At 66.5% G+C, this 19,506-nt stretch carries 22 protein-coding genes; 15 read left to right on the plus strand and 7 right to left on the minus strand.

Features of this window, described 5'->3' with window-relative positions:
- The first annotated feature begins 1 nt into the window (after position 1).
- The 4 genes from LDO14_RS14630 to LDO14_RS14645 all read left to right on the plus strand — a co-directional run bounded on the left by LDO14_RS14630 (position 2) and on the right by LDO14_RS14645 (position 2,528).
- Positions 2-259, plus strand: coding sequence for a hypothetical protein (locus tag LDO14_RS14630; RefSeq protein ID WP_018769112.1), 258 nt, complete (start codon positions 2-4; stop codon positions 257-259).
- Between the two features lie 3 nt (positions 260-262).
- Entirely contained in the window at positions 263-520 is a 258-nt protein-coding gene (locus LDO14_RS14635; RefSeq protein WP_018769111.1) for a PspC domain-containing protein, read from the plus strand.
- Between the two features lie 238 nt (positions 521-758).
- Complete coding sequence (locus tag LDO14_RS14640; protein WP_018769110.1) at positions 759-1,784, plus strand: ATP-dependent 6-phosphofructokinase; 1,026 nt, start codon at positions 759-761, stop codon at positions 1,782-1,784.
- A gap of 27 nt (positions 1,785-1,811) precedes the next feature.
- The gene (locus LDO14_RS14645; RefSeq protein WP_134163695.1) at positions 1,812-2,528 is read left to right on the plus strand and encodes a GNAT family N-acetyltransferase; all 717 of its coding nucleotides are present in this window, start codon (positions 1,812-1,814) and stop codon (positions 2,526-2,528) included.
- Here the strand turns inward: LDO14_RS14645 and LDO14_RS14650 are convergent.
- The 6 genes from LDO14_RS14650 to LDO14_RS14675 all read right to left on the minus strand — a co-directional run bounded on the left by LDO14_RS14650 (position 2,490) and on the right by LDO14_RS14675 (position 7,901).
- Positions 2,490-4,013 carry a DHA2 family efflux MFS transporter permease subunit gene (locus LDO14_RS14650; RefSeq protein WP_018769108.1) on the minus strand — a complete coding sequence of 508 codons (1,524 nt, stop codon included), beginning with the start codon at positions 4,011-4,013 and terminating at the stop codon, positions 2,490-2,492. The two genes, LDO14_RS14645 and LDO14_RS14650, sit on opposite strands and share 39 nt — an antisense overlap.
- Positions 4,014-4,064: 51 nt before the next feature.
- The gene (locus LDO14_RS14655; protein WP_134163694.1) at positions 4,065-4,496 is read right to left on the minus strand and encodes an ankyrin repeat domain-containing protein; all 432 of its coding nucleotides are present in this window, start codon (positions 4,494-4,496) and stop codon (positions 4,065-4,067) included.
- Complete coding sequence (locus LDO14_RS14660; RefSeq protein WP_166673021.1) at positions 4,496-5,578, minus strand: glycine cleavage T C-terminal barrel domain-containing protein; 1,083 nt, start codon at positions 5,576-5,578, stop codon at positions 4,496-4,498. Before LDO14_RS14660 ends, LDO14_RS14655 begins: the two co-directional genes overlap by 1 nt.
- Positions 5,579-5,600: 22 nt before the next feature.
- Positions 5,601-6,335, minus strand: coding sequence for a flavodoxin family protein (locus LDO14_RS14665; protein WP_018769105.1), 735 nt, complete (start codon positions 6,333-6,335; stop codon positions 5,601-5,603).
- A gap of 16 nt (positions 6,336-6,351) precedes the next feature.
- Positions 6,352-6,960: an FABP family protein gene (locus LDO14_RS14670; RefSeq protein WP_018769104.1), complete on the minus strand. Its 609-nt coding sequence runs from the start codon at positions 6,958-6,960 to the stop codon at positions 6,352-6,354.
- A 173-nt stretch (positions 6,961-7,133) separates the two neighbouring features.
- The gene (locus LDO14_RS14675; protein WP_043424912.1) at positions 7,134-7,901 is read right to left on the minus strand and encodes a hypothetical protein; all 768 of its coding nucleotides are present in this window, start codon (positions 7,899-7,901) and stop codon (positions 7,134-7,136) included.
- 339 nt (positions 7,902-8,240) lie between these two features.
- On the opposite strand from LDO14_RS14675, the gene LDO14_RS14680 reads away from it, so the two are divergent.
- The 10 genes from LDO14_RS14680 to LDO14_RS14725 all read left to right on the plus strand — a co-directional run bounded on the left by LDO14_RS14680 (position 8,241) and on the right by LDO14_RS14725 (position 16,072).
- On the plus strand, positions 8,241-8,939 hold the full coding sequence (locus LDO14_RS14680) for a response regulator transcription factor (protein WP_018769102.1): 699 nt from the start codon (positions 8,241-8,243) through the stop codon (positions 8,937-8,939).
- A 34-nt stretch (positions 8,940-8,973) separates the two neighbouring features.
- Positions 8,974-9,942 carry a mycothiol synthase gene (mshD, locus tag LDO14_RS14685; protein ID WP_134163693.1) on the plus strand — a complete coding sequence of 323 codons (969 nt, stop codon included), beginning with the start codon at positions 8,974-8,976 and terminating at the stop codon, positions 9,940-9,942.
- 130 nt (positions 9,943-10,072) lie between these two features.
- A complete protein-coding gene (locus LDO14_RS14690; protein WP_018769100.1) occupies positions 10,073-12,322 on the plus strand; it encodes an RNA degradosome polyphosphate kinase in 2,250 nt (749 codons plus the stop codon).
- A gap of 9 nt (positions 12,323-12,331) precedes the next feature.
- Positions 12,332-13,300, plus strand: a complete 969-nt coding sequence (locus tag LDO14_RS14695) for an NUDIX hydrolase (RefSeq protein ID WP_134163692.1) — start codon at positions 12,332-12,334, stop codon at positions 13,298-13,300.
- 20 nt (positions 13,301-13,320) lie between these two features.
- Positions 13,321-14,124: a thymidylate synthase gene (locus LDO14_RS14700; protein ID WP_018769098.1), complete on the plus strand. Its 804-nt coding sequence runs from the start codon at positions 13,321-13,323 to the stop codon at positions 14,122-14,124.
- Positions 14,121-14,705 (plus strand): dihydrofolate reductase, encoded by a 585-nt coding sequence (locus LDO14_RS14705; RefSeq protein ID WP_018769097.1) that lies wholly within the window; start codon positions 14,121-14,123, stop codon positions 14,703-14,705. Before LDO14_RS14700 ends, LDO14_RS14705 begins: the two co-directional genes overlap by 4 nt.
- 4 nt (positions 14,706-14,709) lie before the next feature.
- Positions 14,710-14,928: an NF038396 family protein gene (locus LDO14_RS14710; RefSeq protein ID WP_018769096.1), complete on the plus strand. Its 219-nt coding sequence runs from the start codon at positions 14,710-14,712 to the stop codon at positions 14,926-14,928.
- A 91-nt stretch (positions 14,929-15,019) separates the two neighbouring features.
- Positions 15,020-15,346 carry a hypothetical protein gene (locus LDO14_RS14715; RefSeq protein ID WP_134163690.1) on the plus strand — a complete coding sequence of 109 codons (327 nt, stop codon included), beginning with the start codon at positions 15,020-15,022 and terminating at the stop codon, positions 15,344-15,346.
- Between the two features lie 40 nt (positions 15,347-15,386).
- Positions 15,387-15,791 carry a VOC family protein gene (locus LDO14_RS14720; protein WP_056388894.1) on the plus strand — a complete coding sequence of 135 codons (405 nt, stop codon included), beginning with the start codon at positions 15,387-15,389 and terminating at the stop codon, positions 15,789-15,791.
- Entirely contained in the window at positions 15,788-16,072 is a 285-nt protein-coding gene (locus tag LDO14_RS14725) for a helix-turn-helix domain-containing protein (RefSeq protein ID WP_056388893.1), read from the plus strand. Before LDO14_RS14720 ends, LDO14_RS14725 begins: the two co-directional genes overlap by 4 nt.
- A 266-nt stretch (positions 16,073-16,338) precedes the next feature.
- Here LDO14_RS14725 and LDO14_RS14730 read toward each other — a convergent pair whose 3' ends face one another.
- Entirely contained in the window at positions 16,339-17,262 is a 924-nt protein-coding gene (locus tag LDO14_RS14730) for a phosphotransferase (RefSeq protein WP_223992305.1), read from the minus strand.
- Between the two features lie 250 nt (positions 17,263-17,512).
- On the opposite strand from LDO14_RS14730, the gene asd reads away from it, so the two are divergent.
- A complete protein-coding gene (gene asd, locus LDO14_RS14735) occupies positions 17,513-18,643 on the plus strand; it encodes an aspartate-semialdehyde dehydrogenase (protein ID WP_223992308.1) in 1,131 nt (376 codons plus the stop codon).
- Positions 18,644-19,506 lie beyond the last annotated feature (863 nt).

The raw sequence follows: 19,506 nt of genomic DNA on the forward strand, positions 1-19,506 counted from the left end.
CATGGACAGCAGCAACATTCCGACGACGGCGGGCCAAGACCCCGCCGGACCGGCACCGGCGAGGGTGGGGACGGTGGTGTGGGGACTGATCGTCCTGGCGCTGGCCGCACTCATCATCGTGGCGCAGCTGGGCATCGTGACACTCAATGGCACCTACGTCCTGATCGGCCTCATGATCGGCGCAGGTGTGGCCCTGGTGGCCGGCGGCCTGCTCTCAGCCCGCAAACGTGACAACGCATCAACTACAGGGAAGTCTTGAACCATGGATAAGTTCTTCAGCATTGTCAGGGGCCTTGGCCTGCAGCGCGGCCCACAGCGGTGGCTCGGCGGAGTGCTGGGCGGCATCGCGGCCAAGCTCAACGTCGACGTCGCCTACGTCCGCATCGCATTCCTGCTGTTCTGCCTGCTCCCCGGACCTGCCGTGATCTTCTACCTCCTGGCCTGGGTGATCCTCCCGGACCAGCGCAACGAGATCCTGCTCCAGACGTTCCTGGACCGCCGGTCGCTCAACCGGCCCTGACCAGCCAAGTCGCCGGCGCCGGACACACTGGCGCCGGCACCATAAATCGGCCACGACCACGGCCCCTGCTTTCGCGGACACTCCCCGACAGCAGGGGCCTTTCCTGTCCCGGCACTGCCCGGCCCGGGCACCCCCATGTAACCGGTTTGTGTCGTACCCCACACACCCCATTACACTTCTAGGTGAGCTCAGCGTGGCGCTCTGCCTGTAAACCTTCTCTCCAGGATTTGAGCCGAACATGAAAATTGGAATCCTCACCAGCGGTGGCGACTGCCCCGGACTGAACGCCGTGATCCGAGGCGCCGTGCTTAAGGGCATCGCCGTCCACGGCCAGGAATTCGTCGGATTCCGCGATGGATGGCGGGGTGTGGTGGAGGGGGACATCATCGACATCCCCCGCACCATGGTCCGCGGCATCGCCAAGCAGGGCGGCACCATCCTTGGCACTTCCCGCACCAACCCGTTCGAAAACGGCGGCGGCCCCGAGGCCATCAAGGCCCACATGGACCGGCTGGGCATCGACGCCATCATCGCCATCGGTGGTGAGGGAACACTCGCCGCCGCCAAGCGCCTGACCGACGCCGGACTCAAGATCGTCGGCGTCCCCAAGACCGTTGACAACGACCTTGACGCCACCGACTACACCTTCGGGTTCGACACTGCCGTGCAGATCGCCACCGAAGCCATCGACCGGCTCCGCACCACCGGCGAATCCCACCACCGCTGCATGATCGCCGAAGTGATGGGCCGGCACGTGGGCTGGATCGCCCTGCACGCCGGCATGGCCGCAGGCGCGCACGCCATCCTGATCCCGGAGCAGAAGGTCAGCATCGAGCAGATCACCGAATGGGTCAAGGAAGCCCATCATCGTGGCCGCGCGCCCCTGGTGGTGGTGGCCGAAGGCTTCGTACCCGAACACATGGAAAGCCCGCACTCCGAGCGCGGCCTGGACACCTTCGGCCGTCCCCGGCTGGGCGGCATCGCGGACCAGCTCGCCCCCGAACTGGAGGCACGCACCGGCATTGAAACCCGCGCCACCATCCTGGGCCACATCCAGCGCGGCGGCGTCCCGTCGGCCTTCGACCGGGTCCTGGCCACCCGGCTTGGCATGGCTGCCATCGATTCCGTGGTGGAAGGCTACTGGGGCACCATGGTGGCGCTCAAGGGCACCGACATCCGGCACGTTGCCTTCGAAGAGGCCCTGGGCCAGCTGAAGACCGTCCCGCAAAACCGCTACGACGAAGCCGCGGTCCTGTTCGGCTAAGTCAGTGGGCCGCCCTAGGCTGGGACCATGACACTCGATCCCGGCTCAGCGGCCATCATCCAGCTGGCGTGGGCACGCCGGCTGGGCCTTGACGACGACGCGTTCGGGGACGCCCTGGTCTCCGGGGCAAGGATCGTCCGGGCGGACGAATCGGCCCGGACCGTCGAGTTCGTCCGGTTGTTTGGCAGTTCCGCGCTGGTGGGCCCGCAGAGCGTCATCGAAGCCGCAACGGACATTCCGGACGAGGAGATGGCCCAGCACGTCACGCTGCTGAAACTGACCAGGGACCGGGGCGGCCATGGGCTCGGCGCTGCCGCCCTGTTCTTCGCCGACGACCTGCCGCTGCAGCAGCCCTCCGGGGAACTCACGGTCTCGCACGGGAACCCGGAGGCCATTGAACTGGAGGGCCGCTGCCCGCCGGACGACGTCAACGAAGTGGGGCTCTCCGACCTCGAAAACCGCTACACCATCGTGCATGAGCAGGACGGCAGGCGCGTGCCCCTGGCCTGCGGTGCGTACGGCGAATGGGAGGGCCTGCTGGCCAACATGGGCGTACTGGTGGACCCGGAATGGCGGCGGCGCGGCCTGGGCTCGCTGGCCGCGTCCATCGCGGCGCACGAGGCCCTCGCCGCCGGGCTGACGCTGCAGTGGCGTGCGGACGTCAGCAACACCGGCTGCCTGGCACTGGCCAGGCAGCTTGGCCTCTCAGCCGGCGGAATCCAGACCAGCGTCCACCTTCGCTGACGCCTGGTCCTGGCCCTGCGTCCCCCAGCCCTGGACCGGCTGCGGCTTGGCGAAGAACAGTGCCACCGCCGCCCCCACCAGGATCACTCCGGCGGGCAGCAGGATGGACTGGCCCATCGCGGTCGAGAATCCGGCGTGCAGGAACCCGGGCAGCGAGCCACCCATTGCCAGTCCTTCCCCGGCGGACCCGCCCGGCCCTCCCGAGGGAAGCTCGGCGGCCAGCCGCGACTGGATCAACACAGCGATGGCCGCACTGCCCAACACCGCGCCGATCTGGCGGGTGGTGTTGTACACGCCCGAACCGGCACCCGCCTGGCGCGGCGGCAGGTTCCTGGTGGCAGTGGTGCTCAGCGGGGCCCAAATGCCGGCGTTGGCGAAGCCCAGGACGGCGCTGGGCAGCAGGAACATCAGGATGGGCGTATCCGGCTGCATCAGGACCGAGTTCCACAGCAGCGCCACCGCCATGAGCACCAGCCCGGTGGCCGTGATGAACTTCGGGTTCACGCGGTCCACCAGCTTGCCCACCACGGGTGCAAGCCCGCCGGAGATCAGTGCCATGGGCACCATCATGAGGGCGGACTGTGTGGGGGTTAGGCCCCGGACCAGCTGGTAGTAGAAGATCAGCGGCAGGCTGAAGGCGGTCACCGTGAAGCCGACGGTGGTGATCCCGATGTTGGCCAGCGAGAAGTTGCGGTCCCGGAACAGCGCCAGCGGCAGCAGCGGCTCGCCCTTGTTGAACCGCTGCCACAGGACGAAGACAGCCAGCACCACGATGCCGGCGATTATCAGGCCCCACACGCTGATGGGCCCGGTGATGGTGCCCCAGTTGTAGGTTTCGCCCTCCTGGATCCCGAACACCAGAAGGAACAGCCCGACGGCGCTCAGCAGGACGCCGGGAATATCGAAGCGGTGCGGATGGGTGCTCAGGGCCGGGACGTTGCGCAGCGCCAGGATGAAGCCCACGACGCCGATGGGCACGTTGATGAAGAAGATCCACTCCCAGCCCAGGCCGTCCACCAGGACGCCGCCAAGGATGGGCCCGACGAGCGTCGCCATGCCCGCTGTTGCGCCCCAGACCGCCATGGCTGAGCCGCGGCGGTCCGGCGGGAAGATCCGGGTGATCACGGCCATGGTCTGGGGCGTCATCATCGCGGCGCCAAGGCCCTGGAGGACACGGGCGGCGATCAGGATCCGGACGTCGCCTGAGAGGCCGCACCACAGCGAGGCGAGGGTGAAGACCACCAGGCCGGAGAGGTAGAGCTTCTTGGGCCCGAACCTGTCGCCCAGCCTGCCGGTGATGAGCAGCGGGACGGCGTAGGCCAGCAGGTAGGCGCTGGTCACCCAGATGACCGAGTTGATGTCGGCGTCCAGCCCCTCCATGATGCGGGGGTTGGCCACGGACACGATGGTGGTGTCGATCAGGATCATGAAGAACCCGATCACCAGGGACCACAGTGCCGGCCAGGGCTTTGCTACGTTTTCCACTCGGTCATCCTTCAGGAGTTTTTGTTGGTGCCGGGCGGAACCCGGGCAGAGCTAGCCCAGCAGGTCCAGGATCTCCGTGCGGGCAAACATTTGCGCCGCGGCGCGTGCCGAGGGCGCACCGGCGTCCGGATCCGCTCCGGCGTCAAGCAGGACCCGGGCCACGTCCGTGTAGCCCTTGAATACGGCGCCTGCGAGCGGGGTCTGGCCCCGGTCGTTGGCGGCGTTGGCGTCGGCGCCGTGTTGCAGGAGCAGCCCAACGGTGCCGGCGTGGCCGTGGTAGGCGGCCAGCATGAGCAGGGAGTCACCGGCGGAGTTGGTCATGGTGGCGGGAACCCCGGCGTCCAGGTAGGCACCCAGCAGGGCGTCGCTCCCCTCACGCGCAGCCTCGAAGAGCGCCTGCGCCAAAGCCAGCGCGACGTCGTCGTGCCCTTCCGCTGCCGTCGTCCCAACGCCGGCAGGCGTGGTCCCGGTGTGCTCGGTCATCAGCGTGGCCCCCTCAGGAATCCGGTCTGGCGCCCCACCACCTGGCCGGCATCGGGGGCAACAATGATTTCCTGGACGGCGGCATACGGCTCATCGCCGTCCAGGACGGTCAGTATCTCATCCGCGGCCACGGAACGTTTTATGACTGCCAGGGCCACAGGACCCATCTCGTAGTGCTGCGCCACGGAGGTGACGGTCCCGACTTTCCGGTCCCCTGCCATGACCGGGCTGCCGGCGGCGGGGAGGGTGTGCTGCGAGCCGTCCAGCTGCAGGAAGACCAGCCGGCGGGGCGGGTGGCCCAGGTTGTGGACTCGGGCGATGGTCTCCTGGCCTTTGTAGCAGCCCTTGGCCAGGTGCACCGCGGTGCGCAGCAGGTCAAGCTCGTGCGGGATGGTCTTGTCATCCGTCTCGGCACCGATCCGGGGGCGCCAGGCGGCGACCCGCAGGGCTTCCGCGGCGAGGACACCGGCCAGAGACCGCCCCGCGACGGCCTCTTCCAGTTCGGCGGCCGGGATGAGGTACTCGAACCAGGGGCGCTCCAGCCCCGGATGGTTCTCCTCCGACACGGTGGCATAGGAGTATCCGCCGGCGGATACGTGCGGCCACGGGTCCTGCCAGGCGAGGCGGCCGGACCACTCCGGGACGGCCCGGGTGCTGCCCACGACTGCCCAGTCGGACGAGACGTCGGCGATTTCCACCCGCAGCATGAACTTCATCCGGTTGAGGTACTCCGCCAGCGGCGCTGCCTCGGCGGCCTCAACGATCAGCCACGTGGTCCCGCCGTCGTCGACAACCCGGGCGTCAAAGTCGATGCGGCCCTGGACGCTGAGGAGCAGCAGCTCGCTGGACTCCCCCGGCTTCAGCGCGGCCACCTGCTGGGAGGACAGGGTATTAAGCCAGCTCAGCCGGTCCGGGCCGGTGACGGTGACCACGCCGCGGTGGGAAAGGTCGACGACGGCGGTTCCGGCAGCGAGCGCGCGCTGCTCGCGCAGCGGCTCGCCGTAGTGGGCGGCGACTCCGGCGTCAGGGACGCCGGCCTCGACGGCGCCGGGGCGCGACAACAAGGGGCTGGGCGTAGTCATATGAAGTAGAAGTCCTTGGAGGCTAACGGTATTCCGGATTTTCGAAATCGAAATGGGTACCGGCGTTCCATTCGTTGGGCAGGTTGCCGTAGGCCGGGTAGCCGCCCGCATCCTTCAGCATCCTTGCCAGGTGCAGGAGGTTCCAGGTCATGAAGGTGGTGTTGCGGTTGGTGAAGTCGCTCTCCGGGCCGCCGGAGCCTTCATCCAGGTAGCTTGGGCCCGGACCAACCGGCCCGATCCAACCCGCGTCGGCCTGCGGCGGGATGCTGAAGCCGATGTGCTGAAGACTGTAGAGGATGTTCATGGAACAGTGCTTGATGCCGTCCTCGTTGCCGGTGATCAGGCAGCCGCCCACCTTTGGATAGAAGGCCCACTGGCCCCTGTCATTGAGCTGGCCGGAGTGGGCGTAGAGGCGCTCGATAAGTTTCTTGGTCTGCGACGAGTTGTCACCGAGCCAGATGGGGCCCGCCACCACCACGATGTCAGCTTCCTGGACAGCGGGATAGAGATCCGGCCACTCGTCCGTGGCCCACCCGTACTGGGTCATGTCCGGGTAGACACCGCTGGCGATGTCGTGGTCCACGGTACGGATCACCCTGGTGCTGACACCCTGCTTTTCCATGATGCGGCGGCTGATGGCAATCAGCCCGTCCGTGTTGGATGTCTGCGGCGACTTCTTCAGGGTGCCGTTGAAGAAGACGGCCTTGAGGTCGCCGTAGCCGCTGGGCTTTCGTGCTTGATCCGTGCCGTCTTCCATGAGGTTTCTTTCCTGTTCAGGAGACTCTATGCAGGAACGCGGAGGCGTGGGCTTCAAGGCCCTTGCCGGTTTCGCCGCCTGTCGCCACGTCCCACCGCCACAGGAGGTTGCCGTCCACCAGGCCAAAGATCCGGGTGGCCGCACTGTACTCCTTGGAGTGGCTGCCACGCATCACCATGTCGGTGGTCAACTGGATCTGCGGGCCCTTGATCTGGCCGTAGTACAGCTCGGTGATGCCGCCTGGGTGGGCGATGGACACCGAGATGTCGAAGCCGCCGTCCTTGTTGCGCAGCGCCTCCACCTCATCGGCACTCTTCAACACCGGGACGATGTCGGCAGGCACCAGGCCCGGGCCGCCGTCGGCATCCAGCTGCTTGCGTTCAAGCGCCCAGAAGCCGGTCTCAACGGTGAGCGGCCGCAGGCGCGTGCCCTCGTCGTCGGTCAACCAGCTCTCGGCCCGGTACTGCAGGTACGGCAGGCCGTTGTGGGTGAAGGAGACGTGCTGCAGGAAGTGTTCCGAATCCTCGTCGCCGCTGCCCAGCCGGCCGCGGCCCTCCCACTCGCCAATGAGCCACGAAAGGGGGACGAGTTCAGGGGTCAGATCTGTAGGAATCTCAATGGGCATTTGTTCTACCTCGAGATACGGCCGGCTCCGGAAGAGGGGTGGCTACTTCTGGCCCTTGAAGAGGCGGTAGACCACGAATCCGGCGAACCAGGCCATGGACAGGCTCGCGATGCCGAGCAGGACAAGGAAGAAGATTTCAAAAGCAAGTACGGACATGGTGCCATCCTAACCCGTTAGTAGATGAGTAGTTTGTCTATGAAGTAAGCGAGGGATCCCACCGCTGAGACGGGGGCCAGGCCCATGCTCAGTGCGGCCGCAAAATTCAGCGGGGCGCCGCGGAGCGTGGCCAGTCTGCGGAAGCTTGCCAGGACCGCGCCCACCACCACGCCGAAGACCGCGGCCGGCAGGACGGCGATGTCCGACAGGACCAGTCCGGCGAGCGGCCCGGCCAGGCCCGCCAGGACAATGCCCAGCGGAGCAATGATGCTGTCCGGCCAGCGGATAAGGCCGGCCAGCAGGGCCACCGCGGCACTGATTGCCGCCACCAGCAGCATTTCGCGGACGCCGTTGAACCGCGCTCCGGCAACCCAGCCGGCGCCGAGGCAGGACAGCAGGACACCGGCGCAGCAGCCCAGTGTGGACTCCAGCCGCTGGGCCTGTCCCGTACCGCGGACCAACTGCACCACAAACACCGCCATCATTCCCAGCGCCACGAAGGCCGGCGTCCAGTCCAGGTAGCCCGGGGCCGGCGCCACGCCGGCCGCCACGGCAGCGCCTGCGCCCGGCAGGGCGATGACGGCGGCAAGGGTCTTCTTGGCGGGGATGCGGAGGAAATGCGGCCACCCGATCCCCACTGCGGCGGCGATGGCGACACCGACGGCGACGAGTGCTTCAGGCGAGGCATAGACCCCGGCGATGATGGCGGCCAGGCCGGCGATGCCGACAACGCCGATGGTCCAGGAACCCAGCGAACGCACGGGTGCCTGCAGGTCCGCCGTCATGCAGGGCCCGGCCTGTGCTTCGTCGGTGCACTCACTGCGCTGTTTTCCCATCCTGGCGTTGGCCGGAAGGCTGGTCCGCCCCCTCATGGCAGGGCTGGTCCGCCCTGCTTCAATCCTGCCTTATGTGAAGGGCATATGTCGCAAAACGCTCCCGTCCGCGGCCTGGATCTGTGGCCTGGAGGAGGCCGCCGGGTATACTCAAGGTTCAGCTACGCTCCCTGCTGAGGTAGCTGGCCGGCGGCGTGCTGACGGCCCAGAGCCTCGTGCAGGAAGCCAGTACCGGCCGGTGAGAATCCGGTTCAGTCGCCCAATGATGCGCGGACGGCCCTTGGAGGAACAATGTCGCACATCCTGTTACTGACCAACAGCACCGGTTCTTCGGTGGACATCCTGCCTGCCCTCGAATTGCTGAACCACAGGGTCCACATCCTCCCGGCCGAGCCCACGGCCCTCCTTGAGACAGACCCCTGCGACATCGTCCTGCTGGATGCCCGCAAGGACCTGGTGGGCGCCCGTTCACTCACGCAGCTCCTGAAAGCCACCGGGCTGAGCGCTCCCCTGGTCCTGATCCTCACAGAAGGCGGCATGGCCGCCGTTTCCTCCGCGTGGGCCGTTGACGACATCGTCCTCGATTCCGCCGGACCCGCCGAAGTGGAGGCGCGTATCCGGCTGTCCGTTGCCCGGGCAGTCCCCGAGCAGGAAGACGCTCCGAGTGAGATCCGCGCCGCCGGCGTCATCATCGACGAGGCAAGCTACACGGCACGCGTCAACGGCGCCCCGCTGAACCTGACGTTCAAGGAGTTCGAGCTCCTGAAATACCTGGCCCAGCATCCAGGCCGCGTGTTCACCCGGCAGCAGCTCCTCACCGAAGTCTGGGGCTACGACTACTACGGCGGCACCCGCACCGTGGACGTCCACGTCCGGCGCCTCCGGGCAAAGCTCGGCGCGGACCACGAGAACCTGATCAGCACGGTCAGGAACGTCGGCTACCGCCTCACCCTCGTCCGGCAGCAGGAAGACGAACTCACCGAGGCCTGAGCCCCGGCGCGCCATTGACGTATAGCCTTGGCTCATGACTCCAGCGCATCCGCAGAAGTGGCCCGTCCATGTCGTCCGGGGCGGAGTTGACCAGCAACTCCTGAAGGACTGCCGCGACCTCCTGGCCGCGGCTGAGGAATCGGATGGAAACCCTTCCATCTCCGAGCAGACCCTGGTGACCATGCGCGCCGGGGACTCCGCGGAGCACACCCTGCTGACGCTGGCCCTGTATGCACCCGACGAGGACTCCGATCCGGCGACCGGACAGGACCTGGCGGGCTTCGCCGTCGTGGTTGAGGAGCCGGACGGCCACGGCATCCTGGAGATCGCCGTCCACCCCTCCTACCGGAACCAGGGCGTGGCGGACCGCCTGGTGGGGGCCCTCAAGGAGGTCCGGGGCTTTGGCGGGCTGAACGCCTGGTCCCACGGCAACCACGAGGCAGCTGCCGACCTTGCTGCGCGGTACGGCTACGCGCCGGTGCGTGAGTTGTGGAAGATGCGGATGACGACGGCGGGCGCGGAGCTTCCCGACGCAGGCCTCCCGGACGGGGTGGCCATCCGCACCTTCGTGCCGGGCAAGGATGAGGACGCCTGGCTGGCCGCCAACAGGGCTGCCTTCGCCCACCATCCGGAACAGGGAAACCTCACCCGGGCGGACCTCGAGGCGCGCATGGCGGAGGACTGGTTCGATCCGGCCGGGTTCTTCCTGGCGGAGGACCGGGCCGGCCGCCTGCTGGGCTACCACTGGACCAAAGTCCACCCCCGGCACGGCTCGCACCCTGCGATCGGCGAGGTGTATGTGGTGGGCGTGACACCCGAAGCCCAGGGCATGGGCCTGGGCAAGGCATTGACCATCTCCGGTATCAGGCACCTTCGCGACTCCGGGCTGAACGGGGTCATGCTCTATGTGGACGCCGACAATGCCGCGGCCGTCGCCCTCTACCGGCGGCTCGGCTTTACGCGCTGGGACATGGACGTCATGTATGGCCCGGCGGCGGGGTAGGCAGGACAGCCGGAAGAATCCCCCGCCCGGGAGGAACAGGGGCCGTGGCGTGGGTGAATGCTTGTAAGGTTGAAAGGGAACCGCGCGGGGCGGAAGCGCCGGCACCAACGCGCCAGCTAAAGGAGAAGCCATGAACCCGGAACCCTCCGGAACAGCTACGTCCCAGGATGTTGCGGCGCCTGTACGGGCACGCTTCGGCTCCTCCGAGGTACCGGCCTCAAGGGCCACCCAGGACCGCATTGACATCCCTGAATTCGCGCCGAACCTGCAGCCGGAAGGAGACATCCGGCCTGACCGGTTCCTGGACCGCGAGCTGAGCTGGCTCGCCTTCAATTCGCGGGTCCTGGAACTGGCCGAGGACCCCACCCTGCACCTGCTGGAACGCGTCAGCTTCCTCTCCATTTTCGCGTCGAACCTGGACGAGTTCTTCATGGTCCGCGTGGCCGGCCTCAAGCGCCGTATCGCCACGGGACTCGCCGTCCCCTCCCCCGCCGGCCTGAGCCCCGTCGAGGTGCTGGAGCGGATCAGCGAGGAAGCCCACCGGCTCCAGGCACGGCACGCCCAGGTGTTCGCTGACCAGATCCGCCCGGCCCTGGCCTACGAGCACATCCACCTCATGCACTGGGACGAACTGGACGACGCCGCCAAGCAGCAGCTGAGCGTGATGTTTGCGGAAAAAGTCTTCCCCATCCTCACCCCGCTGGCCGTTGACCCTGCCCACCCCTTCCCTTACATTTCGGGCCTGTCACTGAACCTGGCGGTGGTGGTCCGGAACCCCGTCAGCGACAAGGAGCTCTTCGCCCGTCTGAAGGTGCCGGACCAGTTGCCCCGCCTGATCTCCATCGACGGCCCCCGCGCCGGCGCGGTGCCCGGGCGGGTGGCCCGGTTCATTGCGCTGGAGGAAGTCATCGCCGTCCACCTGGACAAGTTGTTCCCGGGCATGGAGGTGCTGGAACACCACACCTTCCGGGTCACCCGCAACGAGGACCTGGAGGTGGAGGAGGACGACGCCGAAAACCTCCTGCAGGCCCTGGAGAAGGAACTCCTGCGCCGCCGCTTCGGCCCGCCCGTCCGGCTGGAGGTGGCCAACGACATCAACCCCAACATCAGGGCCCTGCTGATCCGCGAGCTGGGCGTGGAGGAATCCGAGGTCTACTCGGTGCCGGCTCCACTGGACCTTCGCGGCCTGTCCGTCATCGCCGGAATCGACCGCGCGGACCTGCATTACCCCAAGCACGTGCCGCACACGTCCCGGTACCTGAATGAGTCCGAGACCTCCAAGGCGGCGAACGTCTTTGCCGCCATGCGCCGCCGCGACATCCTGCTGCACCACCCGTATGATTCGTTCTCAACTTCGGTGCAGGCGTTCCTGGAACAGGCCGCGGCGGATCCCAAGGTGCAGGCCATCAAGCAGACCCTGTACCGCACCTCCGGCGACTCCCCCATCGTTGACGCGCTGATTGATGCCGCCGAGGCCGGCAAGCAGGTCCTGGCTTTGGTGGAGATCAAGGCGCGCTTCGATGAGCAGGCCAACATCTCCTGGGCCCGCAAACTGGAGCAGGCCGGCGTGCATGTGGTGTACGGGATCGTGGGCCTGAAGACGCACTGCAAGCTGTCGCTGGTGGTCCGCCAGGAAGTGGACGGGCTCCGCCGCTACTGCCACATCGGCACCGGCAACTACCACCCGCGGACCGCCCGCTACTACGAGGACCTGGGCCTGCTGACGGCGAACGAACAGGTGGGCGAGGACCTGTCCAAGCTGTTCAACCAGCTTTCCGGCTACGCACCGAAATCGACCTTCAAACGGCTCCTGGTGGCACCCCGTTCCGTCCGGTCGGGACTTATCGACCGGATCGAGACCGAGATCCGCAACGCCAGGGCCGGCGTGCCGGGACATGTGCAGATCAAGGTGAACTCCATGGTCGATGAGGCCATCATCGATTCCCTTTACCGCGCCTCCCAGGCGGGGGTCAAGGTGGATGTGGTGGTCCGCGGCATCTGCTCGCTGCGCCCCGGCGTTCCCGGGCTGAGCGACAACATCACTGTCCGGTCCATCCTGGGCCGGTTCCTGGAGCACTCGCGGGTGTTCGCTTTCGCCAACGGCGGGGATCCCGTGGTGTACATCGGTTCGGCCGACATGATGCACCGCAACCTGGACCGCAGGGTGGAGGCGCTGGTCCAGCTGGCCAGCGCGGACGACATCGCCTATGTCCTGGACCTCATGAAGCGCTACATGGCGCCGGAAACATCCAGCTGGCACCTGGACAACGAGGGCCGCTGGAACCGGCACCACCTGTCCGAGGACGGGAAGCCGCTTGAGGATGTCCAGTCCTGGTTGTTGGCGTCCCGGCCGCGTCAACGCAGCCTGAGCCGGCGATAGGCAGCCGCGTTGTCAAGCGATGCACTCGTAGCCGACCAGACTGACCACCCGGGGGAACCCGTAGCCGTAACCGCTGCGGGCGCCATCCCGTGGCGGGTCAACAAGGACCTCCTGGAAGTCGCGCTGATCCACCGCCCGCGCTATGACGACTGGTCCTGGCCCAAGGGAAAGATCGACAACGGCGAGACCATTCCCGAATGCGCCGTCCGTGAGGTGTGGGAGGAGATCGGCCTCCGCGCGCCCCTGGGCATACCGCTGCCGCCTATCCACTACCACGTGGCGTCGGGCCTCAAGAAGGTCTACTACTGGGCGGTCAAAGTCAACGGCAACACCCTGGTTCCGGACGGCAAGGAGGTGGACAGCGTCATGTGGTGCGCCCCAGAAAAGGCGGCCGGCCTGCTGTCCAACCCTTCCGACGTCGCGCCTCTTGAACACCTGCGGGACGCGCACGAAGCGGGCACCCTGGACACGTGGCCCCTGCTGGTGCTCCGGCACGCCAAAGCCAAGCCGCGCTCATCCTGGAGCAAGGCAGAGGGCGAGCGTCCGCTTGCGGCCACAGGCAACCGCCAGGCACAGGCCGTCGGCCGGCTCCTGGATGTGTGGAAGCCCATGCGGGTGGTCACCAGCCCATGGCTGCGCTGCGTGGCAACCGTGGCCCCCTACGCGCGGGCGGCGGGGGCCAAAGTGAAGCTGGCGGAAGGCCTGACCGAACACAAGCACCAGCGCAGTCCCAAGAAGACCGCGGCCGTCATCGAATCCCTTTTCGACAAGCAGCGGCCCGTGGTTGTCTGCACGCACCGGCCGGCACTGCCCACCGTCCTCAAGCAGGTGGCCACCCATACGCCGGCACCCTTGGCGAAGCTCCTGCCCGGCCGCGAGCCCTACCTGTCCCCCGGCGAGGTGGTGGTGTGCCACGTGGCCAACGGCGGAAAGAAACGGGTCGTGGCGGTGGAGCAGTTCAAGCCCTTCGACGACTAGGCAGCCAGTAGACTTGGGGCGTGAGCATCCCTACTCCCTATGAAGACCTCCTGCGCGATGTCCTGGCCTCCGGCACCCATAAGTCGGACCGCACGGGAACCGGAACCACCAGCGTTTTCGGCCGCCAGATGCGCTTTGACCTGGCCAAGAGCTTCCCGCTGATCACCACCAAGCGGGTCCACTTCAAGTCCGTTGCCGTTGAACTCCTGTGGTTCCTGCGCGGTGAAACCAACATCAAGTGGATGCAGGACCAGGGCGTCACCATCTGGAACGAATGGGCGGACCAGGACGGCGACCTGGGCCCGGTCTATGGTGTGCAGTGGCGCAGCTGGCCCACACCGGACGGCGGGCACATCGACCAGATCGCCGAACTGATCGAGAACCTCAAGTCCAACCCGGACTCCCGGCGGCACCTCGTGTCCGCCTGGAATGTCTCCGAACTCAACGACATGGCGCTGCCGCCCTGCCACGCGTTCTTCCAGTTCTACGTGGCCAACGGCAAGCTCTCCTGCCAGCTCTACCAGCGGTCGGCGGACATGTTCCTGGGCGTCCCGTTCAACATCGCCTCCTATGCACTGCTCACCTGCATGGTGGCCCAGCAGGTGGGGCTTGAGCCCGGCGAATTCATCTGGACCGGCGGCGACGTGCACATCTACGAGAACCACATGGACCAGGTCCTCAAGCAGCTGGAACGCGAGCCGTACGAATACCCGCAGTTGAAGATCACCCGCAAGCCGGCATCGATCTTCGACTACACGCTGGAGGACTTCGAGGTGGTGGGCTACAAGCACCACCCCACGATCAAGGCACCGATCGCCGTATGAGCACCGAAAACTTCACCGATCCCCAGTCCTTCACGGAGGAGCTCGCCGCCTCCATCACCGGCGTCGGCCTGGTCTGGGCGCAGACGTCCGACGGCGTCATCGGCAAGGACGGGGACATGCCCTGGCACCTGCCCGAGGACCTGAAGCACTTCACCCGCCTCACCACCGGGCACCCGGTCATCATGGGCCGCAAGACCTGGCTGTCCTTCCCGGACAAGTACCGCCCCCTGCCCGGCCGCACGAACATCGTCATCACCCGGCAGAAAAGCTGGGCCAGTACGCCTGAGGCGGAGGGCGCCGTCGTGGTTCCCTCGCTGGATGACGCGCTCCTTGAGTCGCAGTTTGTCGACGGCGGCGAAACGGTCTGGATCCTGGGCGGCGGCGATGTTTTCCGCCAGTCCACGGACCTCGCCAACGTTGCCGTGGTCACCACCATCGACATGAAGGCCGACGGCGACACGTTCGCTCCCGAGCTTGGTCCCAGTTGGGTGGCGTCCGCCTCCGTCCCGCCGGACGGCTGGCTGACAGCCGCCAACGGCACGCGCTACCGATTCACCAAATGGTCACGGACCGAGGGCTAGGAACATGCTGAAGAAACCCGAAACCCTGTTCGTCCTGGGCTACATGCTGCTGCCCCTGCTGGCGCTCCTGTCCGCGATCGTCGGCCTGACCATGATCCTGGGCGGCAACAAGATCGCCGGTGCAATCGTGCTGGTTGTCGTCACCCAAGCCTTCGCCTTCGGCGCGTTCTTCGCGCTGCGGGCCCGGAAGGCTGCCGTACTGGAGGAGTCGGACCGGGGTTAGTGCATACCGCCGTGCAAGGGCAGGACAACCCAACGCGGCCGTAGTGATCCTGCCTTAGGCTGGGGCCTGCAGCGCGCTGAACTGCTGCGGGATGAAAATTGGGGGAATCCTGGTGGCAGGGACTTTGTGGGGTGCCGACGTCGATCCACTGCGCACCCTCGCGCAGCTCTTCAGCAAAACCGCGGACCTGCTGCAGCAGCAATCGACACAGCTGGGCAGCCAGATCAACAACAATCCGGCCTGGAAAGGCGCGGACTGGCTCACTGATCCCGAAGCCAACCTCATGGTTATCAAGCAGCACCTTGGCAGCAACCCAGAGGGCGGCGTCACTCTTCGCCCGCCGCGAGGATCCCACCGTACAGACCCTTTACGTGAAGAATGGCGGCGACGGATCATGGACCACTATCTCCACACATAGAGGCTTGACGATGTACTTGCATTTTGCAAGTATGAGCCGCATGAGCCTTTTCATCACCTGCCCGGTTGAGAGCGTCGAGCGCGCAACCGCCTTCTACACCGCCTTGGGCTGGACCCTTAACGCCGAGATGTCCGATCACAACGTGTCATGTTTCCAGATTGCGCCCGAGCAGTACGTCATGCTCGGAAGCCGCGAGATGTACGCAAGCGTCGGCGGCGCCGAGGAGCTGGTCGGCGGACCCGACACTCCTTCGAAGATCACGGTCTCATTCGACCTCGGCAGCCGCGAGGCGGTCGACGAGCTCACCGAACGCGCCGGCGCAGCCGGCGGGCGGATCGGTGACACCGACGACTACCCCTTCATGTACCAGCGCCAGTTCGACGACCCCGACGGCTACCACTACTCGCCGTTTTGGATGAAGCCGGACACCGACCCGACCGAGTGAGCGACCTCGCCGCGGCCCTCGACGTCGTCGGAGCACGGTGGGCCCTGCTCATCGTAGAGCGGCTGCTCGACGGGCCACAGCGCTACGGCGATCTGCAGCGCGACCTCGGAGTGCCGACCAACATTCTCGCGACCCGCCTGCGCGAGCTTGAGGCCGCCCGCGTACTGTCCCGTCTGCCCCTCCGGCACAACACCCGGGCCTATGCGCTGACCGACCGGGGGCTCGCCTTGCGCGAGGCGATCGTCGCGCTGGCACGCTGGGGCGGCGAGGAAGTAATTTAGGTGTGGCGAGGAATCGCGATGCGCTCCACAAGCTCGGTTATGCCAGGGTTGTGAGTTGCAGCGGGAGCCCTGAAAGCGGTCCCGGCACAGCGGCGAGTAGGCGATGCCTCTGGTTGTCTGCCGTGAAGACCTTCATCCGCGAAAAAAGAAGTGGCGTCGGCACCGCTCACATCATTGACTTTGTGCCGCCCGCAAGGGGCCGGTGGCACCGAGCGGAATCCGGAGCGCGCCTTACGCCGCGTACCATGGACCGACGCAGGTCGCTGTCACAGGAGCAGCGCCTCGAGCTCCGGAAGTCGGGCGAACAGGTCGGGGAGGCCGCGCACCCCGTTGCGCACAGCCTCGTGCGACAGCGCGAGGTCAGGGCCGGTGCCCGCCTCGACGCCGGCGAGGCACCGGAGGATGTTCCACCTTGTGTGCCCCAGCCAGCCGCCGATCATGAATACAAACCAGCTTGGACCTGAAGGCGGCAGGGTTCCGTCCCCCGCGACATAGCCGTCGAGAACCGAGCGGAAAATGCTGGGCTTGATGTGGTCGAAACCACACCCCTTCGCGATGCTCAGCGCGGTCGAGCCGAGCTCACCGGACAGGTCGAGCATGCCGGAGAGCTCCCAGTCGAGCACCACCGGCCGACGCTCTCTAGTGAGCAGGTTCCATGGTTGGATGTCCCCGTGGGTCAGTACGACGGGGCCTGGCCGTTCGCAGGTGTCGACGAAGCGGGCAATCTCGAGGAACGTCTCGACGTGAGAAGCGAGCTCGTCGGCCCACGGTTGTCCGGTCGCGGCCGCCCGCGCTGCGAGTTCGGGCCAGTCCCGTGGCACCGGGTCCTCGACCGGCACCTGCGTCCATGGGATGTCGAGTGCATGGATGCGCGCGAGGATCTCACCGATCTCAAACGCGAACTCCGCCGACACCGGCGCTTCGGGCAGCTTCTCGCCTTCGACCCATCGGTGAACGAGTGTATGGTGGCTGGCCGAGATCGGCTCTGGCATCGGAATGCCGGCAGCGAACGCAGCCCGCTCAAACCTGAACACATCCTCGACGCGATAGGTCCAGCGGCGGTCGACGAGGTTCAACTCCTTCACCGCGAACGACCCCTGGTCAGTGTCGAGTCGGTACACCCGGTTGGCGAACCCGCCGTGGACGCGAATCATCGGCCCGATCGGCGCGCCGAGATGCGAAAGGTTCACCCACTGATTCTAGGAGCTGGCAGTTCCTTGATACACCGAACTTTCCCGGCCGCTTGCCGGGACCAGGCCAACGAGCTGCGCAAGGAGCGGCAGGCACCCGAACCTGGAGCAGGACACGTCAGCAAATGACCCGCAAGGCGTTGCCGGGACAACGGGCCCCTCACGCAGGCCGCCGTCGTACCTTTCCGGGCTGCCGGCGGCGTGACGTAACCGACTGCGACCTGCCGGTTCCGAAGTCTAAACTGGACCAATGACTACAGCAGCTACCCCTTCCGTCGGCCTGGTCGGATGGCGCGGCATGGTCGGTTCCGTCCTGATGCAGCGCATGCAGGACGAGGGCGACTTCGCCAACATCAACCCGGTGTTCTTCTCCACCTCCAACGCGGGAGGTGCCGCGCCTTCCTTCGCTGAAGGCGCCGGCAAGCTCGAGGACGCGTTCGACGTCGACGCCCTGGCCAAGCTGCCGATTATCGTTACCGCACAGGGCGGCGACTACACCAAGCAGGTCCACGGCGAACTGCGCAGCCGCGGCTGGGACGGCCTCTGGATTGACGCCGCTTCCACCCTGCGCATGAATGACGATTCGATCATCGTGCTGGACCCCATCAACCGCGACGTCATCGACAAGGGCCTGGTCAACGGCACCAAGGACTTCATCGGCGGCAACTGCACCGTTTCCTGCATGCTGATGGGCCTCGGCGGCCTGTTCAAGAACGGCCTGGTGGAGTGGGGCACCTCCATGACCTACCAGGCGGCGTCCGGCGGCGGTGCCCGGCACATGCGTGAGCTGCTCAGCCAGTTCGGCACGCTCAACGCCGAGGTCAGCACGGAACTGGACGACCCGGCGTCGGCCATCCTGGACATTGACCGCAAGGTCCTGGCCCACCAGCGCACGGACATCGACGCCACCCAGTTCGGCGTCCCCCTGGCCGGCTCCCTGATCCCCTGGATCGACGCCGACCTGGGCAACGGGCAGTCCAAGGAAGAGTGGAAGGCCGGGGTGGAGACCAACAAGATCCTGGGCACCTCGGAGGAAAACCGCGTGATCATGGACGGCCTTTGCGTCCGCATCGGCGCGATGCGGTCGCACTCCCAGGCCCTGACGCTCAAGCTCCGCGAGGACCTGTCCGTCGCCGAAATCGAAAAGCTCCTGGACGAGGACAACCAGTGGGCCAAGGTCATTCCGAACACCAAGGAAGCCTCCATGGCGGAGCTGACCCCCGTGGCCGCCTCCGGCACCCTGGACATCCCGGTGGGCCGCATCCGCAAGATGGAGATGGGCCCGCAGTACATCAGCGCCTTCACCGTGGGCGACCAGCTCCTCTGGGGCGCTGCCGAGCCGCTGCGCCGCATGCTCAACATCGCCACCGGCAACCTGTAAAGGCGTACAGCTGCCCACGAGCGGCCCCTGCCCACACGGACGGTGCTCCCCAGCGCCGTTCCTGCGGGCAGGGGCCGCTTTGGTGTTCCGGGCTGTCCGAGGAACGCCGCCAGTCGGGCACGGAGCTCCCAAGGCCGGTCCAAGTGATTCCAGTGCAGCCTGAAGACCCGCCACCCGGCCTCCACAAGCGCATTTTCCCGCCAACGCTCCGCGAGCAGCACCTCCTGCGTCGGTTTGTGGTCCGTGTATTTGACGGCGCCGTCAAATTCGACGATCACCCGGGTTTCAGCATCGGCGAAGTCTGCCCGGAAGAGGCCCGCAGTCGTCGTGATCTCCACCTGTGGCTTGAATGTGGCCAGACCGAACGAGCAGAGCAGCAGCCTGGTCCTGGTCTCCCCGGCCGATTCCGATCTCGCATCCAGAACCTGCAGCAGGTCCGAAGCGCGCCTGCCCCCGCGCGTGACATGGCTTTTCTCCAGCAGCCGCCGCATGGTGGCCAATGATGCGCCCTTGCGGAGGGCGTGGTCGCCGATGACGGCAGCCTTGTCGAGGGGCAGGGTCCGGGCGCAGTCCAGCACGGTCCTTTCGATGGAAATGGCCAGGATTTCGCGTCCGTCGGGCGTCCACAATGAAGCCAGTTCTTCTTCTGTGAGCGGGATCCGGCGTTCCACACATGGCAGCCGTGCAGCCGTGCCGCGCTCGCATGGCTGTACCGGGCCCGTCCCGAGGTCGACTCAAAGTGCGCCATGATTCGGAGCTGGTCCCGGTCCCACGGTTTTATGGTGTTCCAGTGTGCGGCAAGGACATATGCTCCCCGCCGCACGCGGAGCAGGGCACCGCTCTTCACTGCTGCTGTCACCACC

Source organism: Arthrobacter sp. NicSoilB11 (assembly GCF_019977375.1).
In the GTDB taxonomy this organism is placed as follows: domain Bacteria; phylum Actinomycetota; class Actinomycetes; order Actinomycetales; family Micrococcaceae; genus Arthrobacter.

Excerpts from the sequence above, each read along its gene's own strand:
- LDO14_RS14630 (WP_018769112.1), top strand. The coding sequence starts at position 2 with ATGGACAGCAGCAACATTCCGACGACGGCGGGCCAAGACCCCGCCGGA.
- LDO14_RS14635 (WP_018769111.1), top strand. The coding sequence starts at position 263 with ATGGATAAGTTCTTCAGCATTGTCAGGGGCCTTGGCCTGCAGCGCGGC.
- LDO14_RS14640 (WP_018769110.1), top strand. The coding sequence starts at position 759 with ATGAAAATTGGAATCCTCACCAGCGGTGGCGACTGCCCCGGACTGAAC.
- LDO14_RS14645 (WP_134163695.1), top strand. The coding sequence starts at position 1,812 with ATGACACTCGATCCCGGCTCAGCGGCCATCATCCAGCTGGCGTGGGCA.
- LDO14_RS14655 (WP_134163694.1), bottom strand. The coding sequence starts at position 4,496 with ATGACCGAGCACACCGGGACCACGCCTGCCGGCGTTGGGACGACGGCA.
- LDO14_RS14660 (WP_166673021.1), bottom strand. The coding sequence starts at position 5,578 with ATGACTACGCCCAGCCCCTTGTTGTCGCGCCCCGGCGCCGTCGAGGCC.
- LDO14_RS14665 (WP_018769105.1), bottom strand. The coding sequence starts at position 6,335 with ATGGAAGACGGCACGGATCAAGCACGAAAGCCCAGCGGCTACGGCGAC.
- LDO14_RS14670 (WP_018769104.1), bottom strand. The coding sequence starts at position 6,960 with ATGCCCATTGAGATTCCTACAGATCTGACCCCTGAACTCGTCCCCCTT.
- LDO14_RS14675 (WP_043424912.1), bottom strand. The coding sequence starts at position 7,901 with ATGACGGCGGACCTGCAGGCACCCGTGCGTTCGCTGGGTTCCTGGACC.
- LDO14_RS14680 (WP_018769102.1), top strand. The coding sequence starts at position 8,241 with ATGTCGCACATCCTGTTACTGACCAACAGCACCGGTTCTTCGGTGGAC.
- mshD (WP_134163693.1), top strand. The coding sequence starts at position 8,974 with ATGACTCCAGCGCATCCGCAGAAGTGGCCCGTCCATGTCGTCCGGGGC.
- LDO14_RS14690 (WP_018769100.1), top strand. The coding sequence starts at position 10,073 with ATGAACCCGGAACCCTCCGGAACAGCTACGTCCCAGGATGTTGCGGCG.
- LDO14_RS14705 (WP_018769097.1), top strand. The coding sequence starts at position 14,121 with ATGAGCACCGAAAACTTCACCGATCCCCAGTCCTTCACGGAGGAGCTC.
- LDO14_RS14710 (WP_018769096.1), top strand. The coding sequence starts at position 14,710 with ATGCTGAAGAAACCCGAAACCCTGTTCGTCCTGGGCTACATGCTGCTG.
- LDO14_RS14715 (WP_134163690.1), top strand. The coding sequence starts at position 15,020 with ATGAAAATTGGGGGAATCCTGGTGGCAGGGACTTTGTGGGGTGCCGAC.
- LDO14_RS14720 (WP_056388894.1), top strand. The coding sequence starts at position 15,387 with ATGAGCCTTTTCATCACCTGCCCGGTTGAGAGCGTCGAGCGCGCAACC.
- asd (WP_223992308.1), top strand. The coding sequence starts at position 17,513 with ATGACTACAGCAGCTACCCCTTCCGTCGGCCTGGTCGGATGGCGCGGC.